The organism is Streptomyces sp. NPDC056527 (assembly GCF_042794475.1).
Classification (GTDB): Bacteria; Actinomycetota; Actinomycetes; order Streptomycetales; family Streptomycetaceae; genus Streptomyces.
On the sequence record NZ_JBHTTQ010000001.1, the window covers coordinates 69,505 to 83,928 of the forward strand.

General features: G+C 69.0%; 14 protein-coding genes and 1 pseudogene. 11 read left to right on the plus strand and 4 right to left on the minus strand.

Features of this window, described 5'->3' with window-relative positions; genetic code table 11:
- The first annotated feature begins 28 nt into the window (after nt 1–28).
- Both ACFQ7Q_RS00355 and ACFQ7Q_RS00360 read left to right on the plus strand, forming a co-directional pair.
- Nucleotides 29–1,255: an ISL3 family transposase gene (locus ACFQ7Q_RS00355; RefSeq protein ID WP_383547635.1), complete on the plus strand. Its 1,227-nt coding sequence runs from the start codon at nt 29–31 to the stop codon at nt 1,253–1,255.
- A gap of 433 nt (nt 1,256–1,688) precedes the next feature.
- Complete coding sequence (locus tag ACFQ7Q_RS00360) at nt 1,689–2,120, plus strand: DUF4259 domain-containing protein (RefSeq protein WP_383547638.1); 432 nt, start codon at nt 1,689–1,691, stop codon at nt 2,118–2,120.
- A gap of 134 nt (nt 2,121–2,254) precedes the next feature.
- Here the strand turns inward: ACFQ7Q_RS00360 and ACFQ7Q_RS00365 are convergent, their stop codons facing one another.
- Together ACFQ7Q_RS00365 and ACFQ7Q_RS00370 are read right to left on the minus strand one after the other, a co-directional pair.
- Complete coding sequence (locus tag ACFQ7Q_RS00365; RefSeq protein WP_383547641.1) at nt 2,255–3,607, minus strand: PQQ-binding-like beta-propeller repeat protein; 1,353 nt, start codon at nt 3,605–3,607, stop codon at nt 2,255–2,257.
- A gap of 1,223 nt (nt 3,608–4,830) precedes the next feature.
- Entirely contained in the window at nt 4,831–5,187 is a 357-nt protein-coding gene (locus ACFQ7Q_RS00370; RefSeq protein WP_383547644.1) for a DoxX family protein, read from the minus strand.
- 104 nt (nt 5,188–5,291) lie between these two features.
- On the opposite strand from ACFQ7Q_RS00370, the gene ACFQ7Q_RS00375 reads away from it, so the two are divergent.
- On the plus strand, nt 5,292–6,203 hold the full coding sequence (locus tag ACFQ7Q_RS00375; RefSeq protein ID WP_383547647.1) for a LysR family transcriptional regulator: 912 nt from the start codon (nt 5,292–5,294) through the stop codon (nt 6,201–6,203).
- Between the two features lie 290 nt (nt 6,204–6,493).
- Here the strand turns inward: ACFQ7Q_RS00375 and ACFQ7Q_RS00380 are convergent, their stop codons facing one another.
- Entirely contained in the window at nt 6,494–7,849 is a 1,356-nt protein-coding gene (locus tag ACFQ7Q_RS00380) for an alpha/beta hydrolase domain-containing protein (RefSeq protein WP_383547650.1), read from the minus strand.
- 444 nt (nt 7,850–8,293) lie between these two features.
- On the opposite strand from ACFQ7Q_RS00380, the gene ACFQ7Q_RS00385 reads away from it, so the two are divergent.
- The 8 genes from ACFQ7Q_RS00385 (at nt 8,294) to ACFQ7Q_RS00420 (ending at nt 13,874) form a co-directional block, all read left to right on the plus strand.
- The gene (locus ACFQ7Q_RS00385; protein WP_383547653.1) at nt 8,294–9,097 is read left to right on the plus strand and encodes a hypothetical protein; all 804 of its coding nucleotides are present in this window, start codon (nt 8,294–8,296) and stop codon (nt 9,095–9,097) included.
- Nucleotides 9,094–9,240 (plus strand): hypothetical protein, encoded by a 147-nt coding sequence (locus tag ACFQ7Q_RS00390; protein WP_383547656.1) that lies wholly within the window; start codon nt 9,094–9,096, stop codon nt 9,238–9,240. Before ACFQ7Q_RS00385 ends, ACFQ7Q_RS00390 begins: the two co-directional genes overlap by 4 nt.
- A gap of 279 nt (nt 9,241–9,519) precedes the next feature.
- Nucleotides 9,520–10,089 carry an SMI1/KNR4 family protein gene (locus tag ACFQ7Q_RS00395; RefSeq protein ID WP_383547659.1) on the plus strand — a complete coding sequence of 190 codons (570 nt, stop codon included), beginning with the start codon at nt 9,520–9,522 and terminating at the stop codon, nt 10,087–10,089.
- A 494-nt stretch (nt 10,090–10,583) separates the two neighbouring features.
- The gene (locus ACFQ7Q_RS00400) at nt 10,584–10,796 is read left to right on the plus strand and encodes a hypothetical protein (RefSeq protein WP_383547662.1); all 213 of its coding nucleotides are present in this window, start codon (nt 10,584–10,586) and stop codon (nt 10,794–10,796) included.
- A gap of 125 nt (nt 10,797–10,921) precedes the next feature.
- The gene (locus tag ACFQ7Q_RS00405) at nt 10,922–11,260 is read left to right on the plus strand and encodes a hypothetical protein (protein ID WP_383547665.1); all 339 of its coding nucleotides are present in this window, start codon (nt 10,922–10,924) and stop codon (nt 11,258–11,260) included.
- Nucleotides 11,261–11,832: 572 nt separating this feature from the next.
- The gene (locus ACFQ7Q_RS00410) at nt 11,833–12,633 is read left to right on the plus strand and encodes a maleylpyruvate isomerase family mycothiol-dependent enzyme (protein WP_383547667.1); all 801 of its coding nucleotides are present in this window, start codon (nt 11,833–11,835) and stop codon (nt 12,631–12,633) included.
- Nucleotides 12,634–13,062: 429 nt separating this feature from the next.
- A complete protein-coding gene (locus tag ACFQ7Q_RS00415) occupies nt 13,063–13,380 on the plus strand; it encodes a transposase (RefSeq protein ID WP_383547668.1) in 318 nt (105 codons plus the stop codon).
- A complete protein-coding gene (locus ACFQ7Q_RS00420; protein ID WP_383547670.1) occupies nt 13,377–13,874 on the plus strand; it encodes a transposase in 498 nt (165 codons plus the stop codon). Before ACFQ7Q_RS00415 ends, ACFQ7Q_RS00420 begins: the two co-directional genes overlap by 4 nt.
- On the opposite strand, the pseudogene ACFQ7Q_RS00425 reads toward ACFQ7Q_RS00420, so the two are convergent.
- A pseudogene (locus tag ACFQ7Q_RS00425) lies at nt 13,831–14,374 on the minus strand (hypothetical protein). The gene ACFQ7Q_RS00420 and the pseudogene ACFQ7Q_RS00425 sit on opposite strands and share 44 nt — an antisense overlap.
- Nucleotides 14,375–14,424 lie beyond the last annotated feature (50 nt).

A 14,424-nucleotide genomic window follows, 5' to 3' on the forward strand; every position in this document is an offset into this window, starting at 1 on the left:
CAGTGCCGCTGGGCTGACAGTCCGGGTCGTGGAAGACGTTGTACTCAGGCTGAAGGCGCTGTTGTTCCCGGCGATCGCGGACATCGCGGTGCTGTCGGTGGACGTGGATATTGAGAAGGTGCGCCTTGATGCGGAGTGCACCACGGCCGGCGCCGTCTGCCCGGGATGTGGAGTCTGCTGGACCCGGGTTCACAGCTTCTCCCTGCGGTTTCTCGCTGATGTCCCGAGTGCCGGACGAAGGGTCGTACTCCAGCTGCGGGTCCGGCGGTTCCGGTGCGGGAGCACCAAGTGCCCACGTCAGACGTTCGTGGAGCAGATATCCGGCCTCACCCGCAGGCATGGCCAGCGCACCGAGCGACTGCATTCCATCGTGACCGCAGTCGGCCTCGCCCTGGCTGGTCGAGCCGGCGCCCGTCTGGCTGCCGTGCTCGGCATGTCCATCAGCCGGAGTACGGTCTTGCGCCTGGTCGAGGCGCTGCCCGAGCCGGAGGTGCCGACGCCTCGGGTGGTCGGCGTCGACGAGTACGCCACCCGCAAGGGCCGCCGCTACGGCACTGTCCTGGTGGACGTCGAGACCCGTCGGCCGATTGATCTCCTGCCTGATCGAGAAGCATCGAGCCCGGCCGCATGGCTCGCCCAGCGGCCAGGGATCGAGCTCGTCTGCCGGGACCGCGCGCCATTCTTAGCGGAAGGTGCCACTGCCGGGGCACCCCAGGCGACGCAGGTCGCTGACCGCCGGCGTTTGTGGCACAACCTCGGGGAGGCTGCTGAGCGAACTGTCGCCCGCCACCGCCAGTGCCTTCGAGTCCTGGTCCCTGATCGCGAGGGGAAGGACGAACCACCGGCGCCGCCCGAGGAGAAGGCGGACTCTCCGTGGCGGAGCGAGCGGTTCGCCAATCGCGTCCGAGCCCGGCACGCCACGGTCCACGCGCTGCTGGAAGCCGGCCACAGCCGCCGCTCCATCGGGCGCCAGCTCCAAATGACCCACCGCACCGTCCAGAGCCTCGCCAACGCTGCGAAGCCGGAAGACCTCTTTCGCGGTCAGTGGCAGCACAACAGGACCTCCGTCCTCGACACGTGCAAGCCCTACCTGGACGAACGTTGGGACGAGGGCTGCACCAACGCCTGGAGGCTTGGGAGGAGATCGTTCCCTTGGGCTATCGCGGCAGCTACGGCCGGGTCAGCGCCTACCTGCGAGAGAAGCGCACCTCAACGCGGCCGGTCGCCGCGCAGCCGCCGGCACCCCGCGTGGTGACGAGATGGATCCTCAGCCGACCCGAGACGCTGACCGAGATCGAGCAACTCCGGCTCCAGGCCGTCCTGGCCAACTGCCCCGAACTCGATGCCCTGACCGGTCACGTCCGGTCCTTCGCCCAGATGCTCACCGCGCGCCAGAGGGAACGACTCCCGCAGTGGCTCGACGCCGTCCGCCGGGACGACCTTCCAGTCTCCACACTCTCGCGGTCGGCATATCGACCGAGACCGCGACGCGGTCATCGCCGGCCTGACGCTGCCCTGGAACTCCGGAGTCGTCGAAGGCCACGTCAATCGGATCAAGATGCTCAAGCGCCAGATGTTCGGCCGGGCAGGCTTCCAACTTCTACGCAAACGGGTCCTGCTCGCCCCCGTAGTCATGTTGTCAGTCCCTGATGCGAGGATCCGGGCGACCCTACGCAAGGGAGATCAGCATGGGCACCTGGGATACCGGACCCTTCGACAACGACACAGCTGCGGACTTCGCCAACACTCTCGACGACGCCGAGCCCGAGGCGCGCGAAGCCCTGATCCGAGGCGTCCTCATCCGGACGATCGACACCGCCGGCTATCTCACGGAAGCAGAAGAGGCGGTGGCCGCCGCTGCACTCATCGCGGCGCAATGTCCGGGAGGCGAACCCGTCGACACGTCCTACGGTCCGGAAACACCTATGCCCGTCTTCCCTTCCGACCTTCGCGCACTCGCCGACGAAGCCCTCGCCCGCATCGCCAGCGACGAGGACGGGCCAGCCTCAAACTGGGTCGACCCGGAGGATTGGAAGCAGTGGCGGTCCATACTCACGCGCCTCCGCGCAGTGCTTGTTCCGCCGCCACCTTCCATCGCTCTCTTCGACGTCCAGCCATAGCGGAGCGTCACTCAGCACGGAAGTCGAGCCAGAACCAGCTCGGGTTCTGGCTCGGCTTCTGTGGTGGGGTTACGCTGCCGTGCCGCAGGGGAACTGCTCTCTAAGCGCGTCCTCGTGGCCTGATGTCCCAGACGTCATTCGCGCTCGTACACCGAGAAGGGCCGCACGCCCCAGCCCCACCGCACGACGACCACAAGGTCCTCGTGGATGAGCAGGTCCGTGAGTTCGCCCGCCTTGTGGTCGATGTCGGCCTCGGTGTCGCTGGTGGCCTGTTCGTTGCCGGTGGCTGCGTCGAGGACCAGTAGTTCGTCCGTGTCGTCATGCCTGCGTGCGAGCATGCGGACAAGGGCGGTCACTCGGCCGCCGGCCGCTTCGAGTGCGAGGAAGCCGCGGCCGGCGGTCAGGTCGCTCCGCCATACTTCGGTGCCCTTCAGAAGGTCGAAGGCGACCACCCGGTTCACGTACTCCTTGCCGCGCTTGGTCTCGGCGGCGGCATAGAGCCGCCCGTCCGCGACCGCCACAACCCCGGGCCTGTGCGACTGGCTCGTGCCGTGACCACCGGTGGACTCGATCCGGCTCAGGGGCGTCCCGTCCTCGCCGAAGGCGAGGTATGCGCCCGGCAGGCCGCCTTGCACGGTCCCGCCGACCTGCACGACCACGGGATCGGTCGACAGCAGCGTCACCTCCGCGTCCGTGCCCGGAGTCGGGCGGCCGCCGAGCGGCGCGGACCACTGTGCCTTCCCGTCGGCCTTGTCGAACGCGGCCAGCCGCAGTTCAGTGCGGCCGCAGGTGAGCACCGCGAGGACCTGTCGCTCGCCGGCGGCGACCCGCTCGGGCACACAGCCCGCCGGGACTGCTGCCTTCCAGCGTGGGGCGCCTGTCAGCAGGTCGAAAGCGCGCAGGGCATCCGATCCTTGAACAGCAGGCCGGATCGTCTCGAGGACCCATCGGTCATCGCCGTCCCGCAGTACGGCGAGCCCGCCCCCGGCGGCGACCATGTCGGTGAGCGACTCCGTGAGGTCAGCCGGGGCGCGCCGTACGTGCCACAGCTCACGGCCGGTCGTGAGGTCCAGCGCGGCGACGGTCGCACAGCCCTGGCCGCCCGGACCACGGTCCCCCCTCGCCAGCAGGACGACGGAACCGGCCGTACGACGACCGACCGCGCACACATGGTCCTGACCGGGCGGTGCGTACTCCCAGCGCCGGTCGCCCGACCGGGCGTCGAAGGCGGTGACGGCGTCGTACCGACTGCGGACGAGTGTGTCGTCGACGAGCCAGGCACCGTTGCCGTAGTCCCGGGCATTGTCGTCGACCGGCGCATCCCAGACAACGCGCATCGAGCCCCCTAGGGCGGAGCAGCCCGCAGTGAGGCCGACGACCAGCGCGGCAACGGCCGCGACCAGGTGGCGGAGCCGCCGCGTTCCCTCGCGGGACGAAAGCCACCGCTCCCGTCCCGGTCTCGTGTCGCCGGTCGTGCGTGCTGCCATACGGATCCCCACCCCTGGCTCGAAACGATCAAGGCCCCGCCAGACTAGGGGAGACAAGATCACTCACACAGCTCTCGTCCGTAGCCGTGACGGATCGTCACCGCTCCACAGAAGTTGAGCCAGAACCGCAACCCGTGAACGAAGCCACCTTGTGCACTGCGCGCCCAACCTAGACGGCTGGGACGAGAACTGGGGAGTCTCCGTCGAGGAACTCGCGGCGGCAGAGCCGTTCGCCGGCTCGCCCACCGAGCGGCTTTGCTGGCTTCCTCCGAGAGGACCTCGATGCCGTCACTGCCGGACTCACCCTTCACTGGAGCTCAGGTGTCGTCGAAGATCACGCGTCAACAGGGTCAAGACTCTTGAGAGAGCCATGTATGGCCGGGCTTCCTTCGTTCTCCTTCTGACGAGAATCCTCACCCGGGAATGACGACGTCACCCTTGCCGGGTAGAAGAAAGTCGCACTTCAGCGGGGGTCTTCTCCTGTCATGATGGGTGACATGACATCGACAGGTCCGGGTCAAGAGCTGACCGCCGCAATGAAGGACGCGCACTCTCCCTCGTGGTCCGTGAGAGCCGCTGCGGGTCGTCAACTCGCAGCGGCGGCCGAGGTTGGGGGCGTAGCCGAGGTCCTCCACCGCCTGCTGCTGGACGCTCAGGACACGGGAGTGACGCAGGAGACAGCCGAGGCGTTGTTGGCGCGAGCAGATACGCAGGGCCTGAAGATCGTCCTGGCAGCCCTCTCCTGCGCGGCGCACACGTGGACCTCGGACCAGCTCAGCGCAGCAGTTGATTGTGACCCCGCGTGGATGACGGATGCAGGCGCCAGGCGAATCATCCAGCAACTGCAGGACTTGAAGACAGATGACGACGCCGGTGTCCGTAGCGAAGCCGAGAGGATACTGAAGCCCATCCTCCAGCACAGGCAGAAACGCCAACCCTAAGGTTCACGGAACTCCGGTCAGTGCCTTGAAATCGGCCAGCGCGGCTCGTCGCCCCACTCGCTCCGGCGTTCAACTGAGTGAGGAGTTTCAGGGTTGGGGCGTGCATGTGTGAGGGTCACGGAGGAGCTGCTGGTCCGTTGTCGGCGTCTCCCGGACGCTTGCGGACGCGGCGTCCGGGGGAAGGCCGACCGTGCGGCCCAGCTGCGCGACGCGTTGAAGGATCTCGGCGCGGTCGGCGATGCTCCTCGACGGGACGACGAGGGGCCCATGGCGTCACGCCGCTCAGTGCACGCCGTGCACGGCGACGCCCAGGACCAGCACCGCGACGGACAGCGCGAGGAATCCGACCGCCCCGCCGAGCTTGCGGTCGCCCACGCGCAGATGCGCGCCGACCGCCCCGAGGAAGTACAGAACCAGACCCGCCGCGGCCGCCGTCCCGATCAGCGGCACCGCGAAGCCGGCCAGCAGCCCCGACGAGCCCGCTGCCAGACACGCACCCAGCGGCACCATCCACGACCGCGGCACGCTCAGCCGGTCCGCGATCGCGGCGATCGACTCGTGCCCGACGAAGTCCAGATACGCGCCGTACCCGAGCGCGGCGGCGGTCAGGACGGTCACGACGGCATACACGGCGAGCACGGGAAACCTCCGGGAGCGGAACGTCGGGGCGGGTCCCGCCCCGCCCACCACCCTCCTCGCGCCCGCCGTTGCGGGTCCAATACCTGCATCCATAACCTGACGGCATGGATGTGGACACCCGGCTGCTCCGCTACTTCGACGCCGTCGCGCAGGAAGGCAACCTCACTCGCGCCGCGGAACGGCTGTTCGTCTCCCAGCCGGCGCTGACCAAGCAGATCAGGCAACTCGAACTCCTGCTCGGCGTGCAGCTCTTCACCCGCTCCCGCGCCGGCATGGCGCTCACCGAACCCGGCCGCGCCCTCGCCGCCGGCGTCCCCGGGCTCCTCACCGACTGGGACCGGCTGCGCCGGGACACCCGGAGCGCGGCCTCCCGCGCCTCCCGCGTCCTGCGCGTCGGCTTCCTCGCCAGCGCCGCCAACGAACTCACCCCGCGGATCACAGCCGCGTTCGTCGCCTGCCGGCCCGGCTGGCGGGTGGACATGCGTCAGGCGCCCTGGTCGGACCCGACCGCCGGACTCGCCGCCGGGGACGTCGACGCCGCGCTCCTCCGGCTGCCCTTTCCCGGCCAGGACGACCTGCGCACCGAAACACTGCTGACCGAAGCCCGGGTGGTCGTCATGCCCGACGACCACCCGCTGGCCGGCCGTGACGCGATCCCGTTCCGCGAGCTTTGGGACGAACCCTTCGTCGCTGCCCCGCCCGAGACCGGACCGTGGCACGACTACTGGCTGGCCGTCGATGAGCGCGAGGGCCACCCTGTCCGTATCGGCGCCGTCACCGAGAAGCCCGACGACTGGCTGACCGCGATCGCCAACGGGTACGGCATCGCCCTTGCCCCCGAGTCCGCCGCCCGCTTCTACCCGCGCCCCGGCGTCGTCTACCGCCCCGTCATCGGCGTCGCCCCCACCAGCGTCGGCGTCGCGTGGCCGCCCGCTGCCGACACCGACCCCGTCGTCCAGGACTTCGTCCGCTGCTGCCTGGACCAGAGGCCGCCCAAGCCGCCGACCACAGCCTGAGGCCCCCGTCCCGGTGACGCAACGCAACGCCGACGGGCTGACCCCGTACCAGGAAGCACTCCGCGACCGGATGCTCGTCATCGTCGTGTACGTCGAGTTCGACCGAAGCGACCCGCACGGTCCTCACCTGCTGAGCGGACGAGCGCGGACCGACGCGGGTCCGCGCTCACTGTGGTTACGGGGCGGGCGTGTAATGGACAACCGTGGGCTCGCAGGCCTCGGCGTACGTCTTCAGGGCATCGGCCACCGCAATCGCAGTACCGGCCGCCCGCCCCGGCCTGCCCGGTCGTTCAGCCTGCGGGGCAGGGTGTGAGCGATACGAAGGCGTTGTAGTGGTCGCGGTACGTCTCCGTGTACGTCGAAGACGGGCACAGCTCCGCGCGCCGCCGCATCAGGCGCGCGTCCTCGGGGAGGATGTACCGCGCTTTCAGATACGCGCGCACCTTGGCGTCGAAGGCCCTGCGGTACGCCCTGTGGTCGGTGAATCCGAGCTGCTGCACAGTGCGCACGTCGTCGTAGGAGCCAAAGAAGCCGGTGGTGTACCGGGCCTCGCCGAGTTCGACGAACGGCAGACGGGGGACCGTCCGGCCGGTGCCGTCCTCGGTGATCGCGTTGCCGCGTGGGTCGCGGGCGACGGTGCCGTCGTCCAGGGTACGCAGCCGTGTGCTGGCGGGAGGCGCCGAGCCCTTGCGCAGCACCCACTCGTGCCCCTGGAGGAAGTGCGCGCGCAGCGCGGGGTCCCAGGTCGCAGGCGTGGTTCCGGCTGCAGGCAGGCCTGGTGGGTTGGCGTCGAGCAGGTCGGGGATGTGCGGGGATCCCGCGACAGCGTAGAAGCGGTACTGCTTCGGTGCGATGCCCCGGTCGGTGAGGGTGGAGGCGTCGTCCGCCTCCGAGTTCACGACGACGACCTTGCCCTTGTAGCGGCCGGCGGCGATGTTCGCCTGCGGGTCGAAGAAGTCCGTGGTGAATGGCATGGCGAGGTCGAAGACACCCGAGGCGTCACCCGACGCGATCAGCCGCAGAACGGGGTAGGAGCTGTCGGAGAAGCCCGCCACGTACCGCCGGGACAGCTTGCCCACCGTCTTCGGCGTGCCGGACAGGGCGCGGCCGAACTCCGTGATGATCTCGTCGTCGACGCGCGCCCCCTCCTCGTCGAAGCCGCCCTCGATGAAGGTCCCGGGCACTGACGGGTCCAGGATGCGGTTGGCCAAGGTGCTCCATCCGATTCCCGCGTGTACGAAGCCGCGGGTGAAGAGCAGCTCCGGGCGCAGGTACCCGTTGAGCGTGCCGAGACCGATGGCGAAGTGCGGCGGCTCCACCAGCACCGTGCCGTTGGTACGGCGCGGGTCCTTCGGGGCGCTGATGCGGTACGGGACGCGGAACCGCCCCGTGGACGTGCGCCCCTCGAACACGCCGTCGTACCGGACGTAGGGGATTCCGCCGAAAGTACCGAGCTGTGTGACGGCGGGCGGACCGAGCCGCCCGTTCGTGGGGCCAGGGGAGACCGGGGGCGGCGACGCCTGCCGGGGTGCTGCCTCGGCGGACGGTGTAAGAAGGGCCACACCCAGGAAGGCCGGGAAGAGGACGCGCAGGACCACGCGGGCCCACCGTCCACCTGGCCGCGAGCCGGGAAGATGCCGGAACATCAGTGCTCCTTCTGCACCAGGAGCGCGGCCAGACGCCACTGAGCGGCCCGCCTGGTGCATGTCGTCGGTGTGCGGCGCCGGGCCCAGCCGATCAGCTTTCGCTGCCGACGGCCTTCCGACCACGCCCGAAGGAGCGAGCTGCTGCACCGCATGGCCCAACCACCCCCTCGTCCCCGAAGCCGGCTTCCCGAACCAGGGCGAAGCGGTCCCGAGACGGGCACCTGCGGAGGACACCCCCGATCGATCCGCCGCGATGAAGAGAAATTCGAGGTTCCTCAAGATTCTTTGACGAACCGGGGCTGTCCCGGGACCGAGAGAGGTGATGCATCCTGCCGATTGACAAGGAGGACCTCTCTGATGGCCCGCCACCCCCGCCTCTGGACACATGACCTCATCGAGCGCATCGAAGACGCACTTCGGCCCCGCCCAGACACATTCATCTTCATGAACTCCGGCGCAGGCATGGACGTGCTGAGCGTCCACCGGAACGGGCCGCTGTCCTGTATCTACCGGAAGCCGGATGTCCAGCTACAGCCGAGCTACGGACCGCTGGTCGAGATGTGTACTCCCCACACCGCCGCCGAGGAACTGCGGAGCAGGGGAAAGATCTACGGGAAGATGGCCATCCTCCCCGACCCGACCGACCTTCCGGTCATGGCGCGCGCCCTCAGCGCACGAGAGGCCGCCCGGGTCGGTGACCACGTGGGCGTGGACGCCTTCAGCGCTAGCGAGCTGTGCCTGCCAACGGGGCTGCGGTGGCGGGAGGCCATCTCCACCGCACTGCTCGGCGAGTGGGCGGCACCGCTGTACCGGGGCGAGATGCTCTACCCGTCTTCTCTCTCACAGCTGAGGGCCGAGGCCCGGGCCATGCACCGGCAGCTCACCCCGCTGTGGCGGCGCAAGGCCGGCCACGGCAGGGTGCTGCTGCTGGACACCCCGCTCGGCCACGGAGCGACGCTCTACGACCTGGTCGCGGGCCGACCCGACCCGGAAAGCTCCATGCTTGGCACCTACGATCCGCGCTTGGGGGCGGTGCTCGGCACCCTTACGCCGGTCGAGCGGAAGGTGGCACTGGCCTGGGCCCACTGGCAGGTCACCTCCTGGACCGAAGCTGCGGCGTTCACCGGCGCCGATGATCCGGCTGCCCTCGGCGAGCGGGTCCGACGCAAGCTCAAGCGTCAGGGCACCGAGCACACACGCCGCCGGGCCACACTCCGAGCCACCGGACCCCAGGGCAGCCCTCAGTGAGCCTCCTCTACGACGCTCTGCCCGAGTTCCTCGGCAGCCTCTCCGCCACCCTGGTCTGCACCGCCGGCGCCTGGCTGCTCCGCAAGACAGCCCGTCGGCGCAGATGCGAGCAGCAGCCGACAGAAGCAAGGGAGCAGTCGTAACAGTGGCTCACCCAGGCCCTGGTGCCTCCCGGCGCGCACCTCCGGTACCGAAGTCCTCGTGTCCGCGCCGGGCGGTACCCGGGAAGCAGGGGTCCGCGGGCCGGCGCGGACCAATGCATTGCCGTAGGGCCGCGCCGCGGGAGACGCACCCGAAGGAAGCCGCCCCGCTCAGACCCATCTGGCGGTCAACGACCGGCACATGCTGACCTGAGCGTTCTCGACTCTCATGGCTTGCGGCCAACAAGGGCGTGGCACTCTCCCGTACTACAGTCCCGACTCGTGACCGATGCTGCCCACCGCACAGCTGCGGACGATGACGCGCTCTTGGCGAGGCTGCACGCCCTCGCCTGGGATGCGGAGGGCGTGGCCCCCTCACCTGGCTGTCTCCCGGACCAGCCCTTCCCTCCTCTCACGACGACAGAAGTAGAGCTCGCAGAACACAGCATCGGGTATCGGCTGCCTGGATTGCTCCGGCGTATCTACACCGAGATCAGTGACGGAGGGTTCGGGCCGGAAGGCGGCCTCGCATCGCTGACGCCGCGCCGCGTTCCGCACTGGCATGTGCCGGACTGGCCATGCGCGACCACCATCCACGCCGAGCGGGCGGGGTGGGGGCCGTCGGCGTCGTGGTTCTTCCTGACGGGCGGCGGCTGCAGTATGGAGTGGTACGTCTCGCTGATAGCGGTTGATCACCCGGTGCTTCTCTGGGATGCCGACGGCTGGGTACCGGACTGGGGCCAGGATCCTCATGACGGCCTGCGGTACGCGGCGCCATCGCTACGACAGTGGCTGTGGACCTGGGCGGACGGAGGCAACGTGTGGGACGAAGCGCTGGAACGACTCGATTAGGCCCTATCGGGCGCTGACAGAGCTTGCGTTGCCTTCAACGCCGGTCGTCCAGCCCGGCGGGTACTCTTCGGCTTCCCGGTCGGATTGGGAGCCCGGCAACCGGGATGCACCGTGTCACGTCTGGCGCGGGTCCTGAGCACCGGCCAACGGTGCGGCTTCTTGCACAGCTCGTCGCCCACCACCCGGACACCACCGAGCACAATATGGCCGTCGCGGTGGAACGGATGCTCCAGAGCGCCGCGTTCGACGCCCGCTACGACTGGAGAAGCTCGCGGACCCCGAGGAGGCCGAGATGCACGGAGGAGAGGTCCAGCTGCAGCACGACCTGAAGAGCGGGTGGAACCAGCTGGTGACCGCAGTCTCGCCGTGGCCGTCAGGCCCCGGACTGCTCCCGCAACCAGCCCCTCGCGTCCTCAAGTGCGGCACCAAACCGCGGGAGCAGCTGCCGAACTTCTTGCCCCATTAGTCAGGGGACAGGATGAGCCGCCCGGAAGTTGCTCGCCGAAGCCGAAGCCGAAGCCGAAGCCGAAGCCGAAGCCGAAGCCGAAGCCGAAGCCGAAGCCGAAGCCGAAGCCGAAGCCGAAGCCGCCAAGGAGGAGGCCCGGCGAAGGAAAGTCATGCGGGAGTCGGTGGCGGCGCAGCGAGTGCGGGCGAGCCTGGTTCGTCCCAGCGGACGTGTTTGGTTTCGGAGAGAGGCCTGGACATAGCCGACGCCAACGGCTGTACCGATGTTCTCCAAGGTCGATGGCGTTCCGCTTGGACGACCAGCCCACGATCCCCACACCAGGCACAATCACCAGGATCCGTCACAAACACCGCTATGGTGGGCTCCGTGTCCTACGGCAGATCAGGCACCGGCAACACCAGCAACGGCTACCTCCTCGACAAAGACCCGGGCAACCGGTACATCCTCATCGACCGGGTCTTGTTCTGGCTCGGCATGAGCATGATCACTCTCGGAACGGCAATGATGCTCTGGGGCCTTATCGACGGCCCCACAGCCGCGACAACTACCCTCGGCGCTGCCGAAGCAAAGGGTGACGCCGTCTCGCAAGTCAGAGAAGCGATCGGAACAGCAGCCGACTTGACCGGCCTGATCTCGTTCTTCACAGGCTGGCAACTGGGACGCCGCGCAGGAAGGCGCGACTACGACAACAGACCACGCCACTGATCCAAGACGCACGACGATGCGACGGTGTTCTTCGCTCGCCTCTAAGGCGAGCTGTTACAGGATTCTCTACCTCATCAAGGCACCCGGCTGGGCTGCTGCTCCGCCGGGCTCCGCGCGACTGCGCCTACGCCCGCCCCTGCAAAGGCGGGATAGGCCCAAGGGCATCGGTCGAGCTCCAACGGCCAGCGGTTCCATCTGTCACCGACATGCCTCCGGCAGGCCTCAGTGGCTGTTGTTGTTCCGAACTTGAGGAGTGCTGGTCGAACGGGAGTCACCTGAACTCCCGACCCGACCGGTCCTCGCCTGCCATCGTGACCTCCGCGTCCATCACATTCCGCGGCACCATGACCGCGCGCACCGGGTGGATGTCACGTCACCGAGGTGCCCGGCCGCACGGCGAGGCCAGAGCACTCACAGGCACGATGCCTGGCGTACCGCCACCACCAGCGTCCTCGCAGCAGTGCGCAGCTTGTCACCCGAGCGGTGGGAGGCGAGGACGTCTGCAATGGCCAACCGGCGGCGACTGTGAAAATCGCTGTCCGATCACCGGAGCACGGTGATAGACACCCGGCGTGGAAAAGAATCTTGAGTTCCCTGACCTGTTGCGACTGATCGATGAACGGTCGACCGCCTTCCGCGCCGTGGTCGCCGCCGCGCCCGGTCTCGACGCGCAGGTGCCGTCCTGCCCCGGCTGGACGCTGTTCGATCTGGTGAAGCACCTGGGTGGGGGAGACCGTTTCTGGGCCGCCATCGTCGGCGCGGGGTCTGCCGACGCTCCCCCGGCCGAGGCCGTCGCCGCGCGCGCCGCGCTGGAAGTGCCGCAGGAGCGTGAGGCCCTGCTGGCCTGGCTGGACGCGTCGACGCAGCTTCTGCTGGGCGCCCTGCGCGCGGCGGGACCGGAGAGCGGTTGCTGGACGTGGTGGCCCGCGTCGCAGTCACCGCAGACCGCCGGCGGCACCGCCCGGCACCGGGTCCAGGAGACCGCGGTGCACACCTACGACGCCCAGCTCGCCGGGGGCTCCCTGCAGCCGCTGCCGGTCGAGCTGGCACTCGACGGTGTGGAGGAGTTCCTGTTCACCGTCTGCGCAACGCCGAGTGCCTGGCCGCACAAACCCACGGCCTTCGACTTCCACGCCGCCGAGGGCCGCTCCTGGCGCCTCGCCGTCGACGGCGACGGCGCACGCATCACCCGCATCCCCGCTCCCACCGCCGCGACCGGCGAGGACTCGGACGCAGCCGGCGCCTCCGTCCACGGAACGGCCAGTGAGCTGGTCCTCTACCTGTACGACCGGATCCAGGCCGACTCCTTGCACGTTGACGGAGACGCGGGACTGCTCGACCTGCTCCGCGCCTGGGAGCCGGAGGAGAAGTAGGACGTGGCGGGGGCGGTTGGCCGCGCCTCGAGCCGGTAGGACACGACTCTTCGCCAGGTTCGTCTCGCGGCACCGGGCTCAAACCCGCGAGGCGGCCTCGGGGCGTCACCAAGCCAACCGTCTACCTGGATGGCAGTTGCGAATTCGTCCGTCCCAGCGATCACGAGAAGCGACGCGACTGCCGTCGTCCCGATCTCGTCGAGAAGTCAGTCGATCGCGACTGCGGCGGCTGCCGTGCATGAGAGCAGGGCCTCTTGGTAGCTCGAAGGTTGTCGAATCCAACGTGCGGTCCAGAAGGCCCTGTTGTCGCATTTCTACGGCAACGCGAGAGTGGGGTCCACTTCAGCCACTATCGCGTGTGACTGTCTGGCTCACAGGTTCGGGAACGCCAGAGACCACGGGGCGCGCGAGCGTCGGTATCCCACCGACATGTCGGACGCCGAGTGGGCGATGGTCCGGCCACTGCTGCCGGTGCCAGGCTGGCTGCGCGGCCGGGGCGGGCAACCGGAGGCTAATTGCCACCGCGCGATGCTGGACGCGATCCGCTACCTGGTCGACAACGGCACGAAGTGGCGGGCCATGCCTGCCGACTTCCCACCGTGGGACCGGGTCTACGCGTTCTTCCGGCGCTGGCGCAACCACGATCTGGTCCGCGAGTTCCACGACCGGCTCCGCCGCCTGGCGCCGGCGGGGGTGACGACGTCCGCGAGCGGGCCGGGCGGGACTCGGAGCCGGGCGCGGGCTTGATCGACTCGCAGTCGGTCAAAGCGGACGCGGTCGTCGGCTCTGACAGCCGCGGCTTCGACGGCGGCAAGCTGATCAACGGGCGCAAGCGGCACGTCGTGCTCGACACCCTTGGCCTGCTGCTCGCGGTGATCGTCACCGCAGCGGATGTGGGCGACCGCGCCGCGGCCCAGGTCCTGCTCACCCAGGTCACTGCCGCGCACCACCTGCTGGCCCTGGTCTGGGCCGACGGCGGATACACCGGCAGCCTCGTCGAGTACTGCCTCGCGGCCCTCGCCCTGGTCCTCGCCATCGTCAAACGCAGCGACCACGTGCGCGGCTTCGTCGTGCTGCCCAAGCGTTGGATCGTCGAGCGGTACTTCGCCCACCAGATGCGAAGTCGCCGTCTCGCGCGCGACTTCGAGCGTTCCATCGCCAGCGCGGAGGCGATGGTCTACTGGTCGATGACGATGCTCATGACCCGCCGCGTTGCCCGGCCACGTCCTTCGCGAGCGTGAATCGGCCAGTTGCCGGCTCGATCAGCCAGCCGCGCGCCGTCAGCCGCTTGGCCTTCGATCGCAGTGCTTCCACCTTCCCGGTACGGGGTCCAGGCCGAAGCAGGCGGCCATCTCCTGGCACATCAAAGCTGCTTGACCGAGTCGGGTACGGTCGCTGAGGGCCTGCAGGATGCGCTGGTAGTCCACGGACAGCGCCGACCAAGCCGGCCCCGCGCGTCACACCGGCACCACTGTTTCGGCTTCGCCGCCTCCGCCGGTTCGGGCCGCGCCGGCTGCATACCGCGAGCCGGCAGACCCTCGGAGGCGGCGGGGCAGACGACGGCGTCGTTGCCCGGGGCCAGTACCTCGCCAACGCGTGAGCGGGCGATGACCCACTCGTTCCACTCCCGTTCAGGCACGGCCAGCTCCGCCTGGAAGCGGTCGGCCTCCTCCCGCAGATCGTCGACACGACGGCGAGCGGTGAGCTCACGCTGTTCCAGCAGTCCCACGACCGACGGCATCCTCGACCTCCATCAAAGCAGCGACACGACACGTCACCATTGCCACGAGG

Excerpts from the sequence above, each read along its gene's own strand:
- ACFQ7Q_RS00385 (WP_383547653.1), top strand. The coding sequence starts at position 8,294 with ATGAACTCCGGCGCAGGCATGGACGTGCTGAGCGTCCACCGGAACGGG.
- ACFQ7Q_RS00375 (WP_383547647.1), top strand. The coding sequence starts at position 5,292 with ATGGATGTGGACACCCGGCTGCTCCGCTACTTCGACGCCGTCGCGCAG.
- ACFQ7Q_RS00360 (WP_383547638.1), top strand. The coding sequence starts at position 1,689 with ATGGGCACCTGGGATACCGGACCCTTCGACAACGACACAGCTGCGGAC.
- ACFQ7Q_RS00380 (WP_383547650.1), bottom strand. The coding sequence starts at position 7,849 with ATGTTCCGGCATCTTCCCGGCTCGCGGCCAGGTGGACGGTGGGCCCGC.
- ACFQ7Q_RS00415 (WP_383547668.1), top strand. The coding sequence starts at position 13,063 with ATGTCGGACGCCGAGTGGGCGATGGTCCGGCCACTGCTGCCGGTGCCA.
- ACFQ7Q_RS00365 (WP_383547641.1), bottom strand. The coding sequence starts at position 3,607 with ATGGCAGCACGCACGACCGGCGACACGAGACCGGGACGGGAGCGGTGG.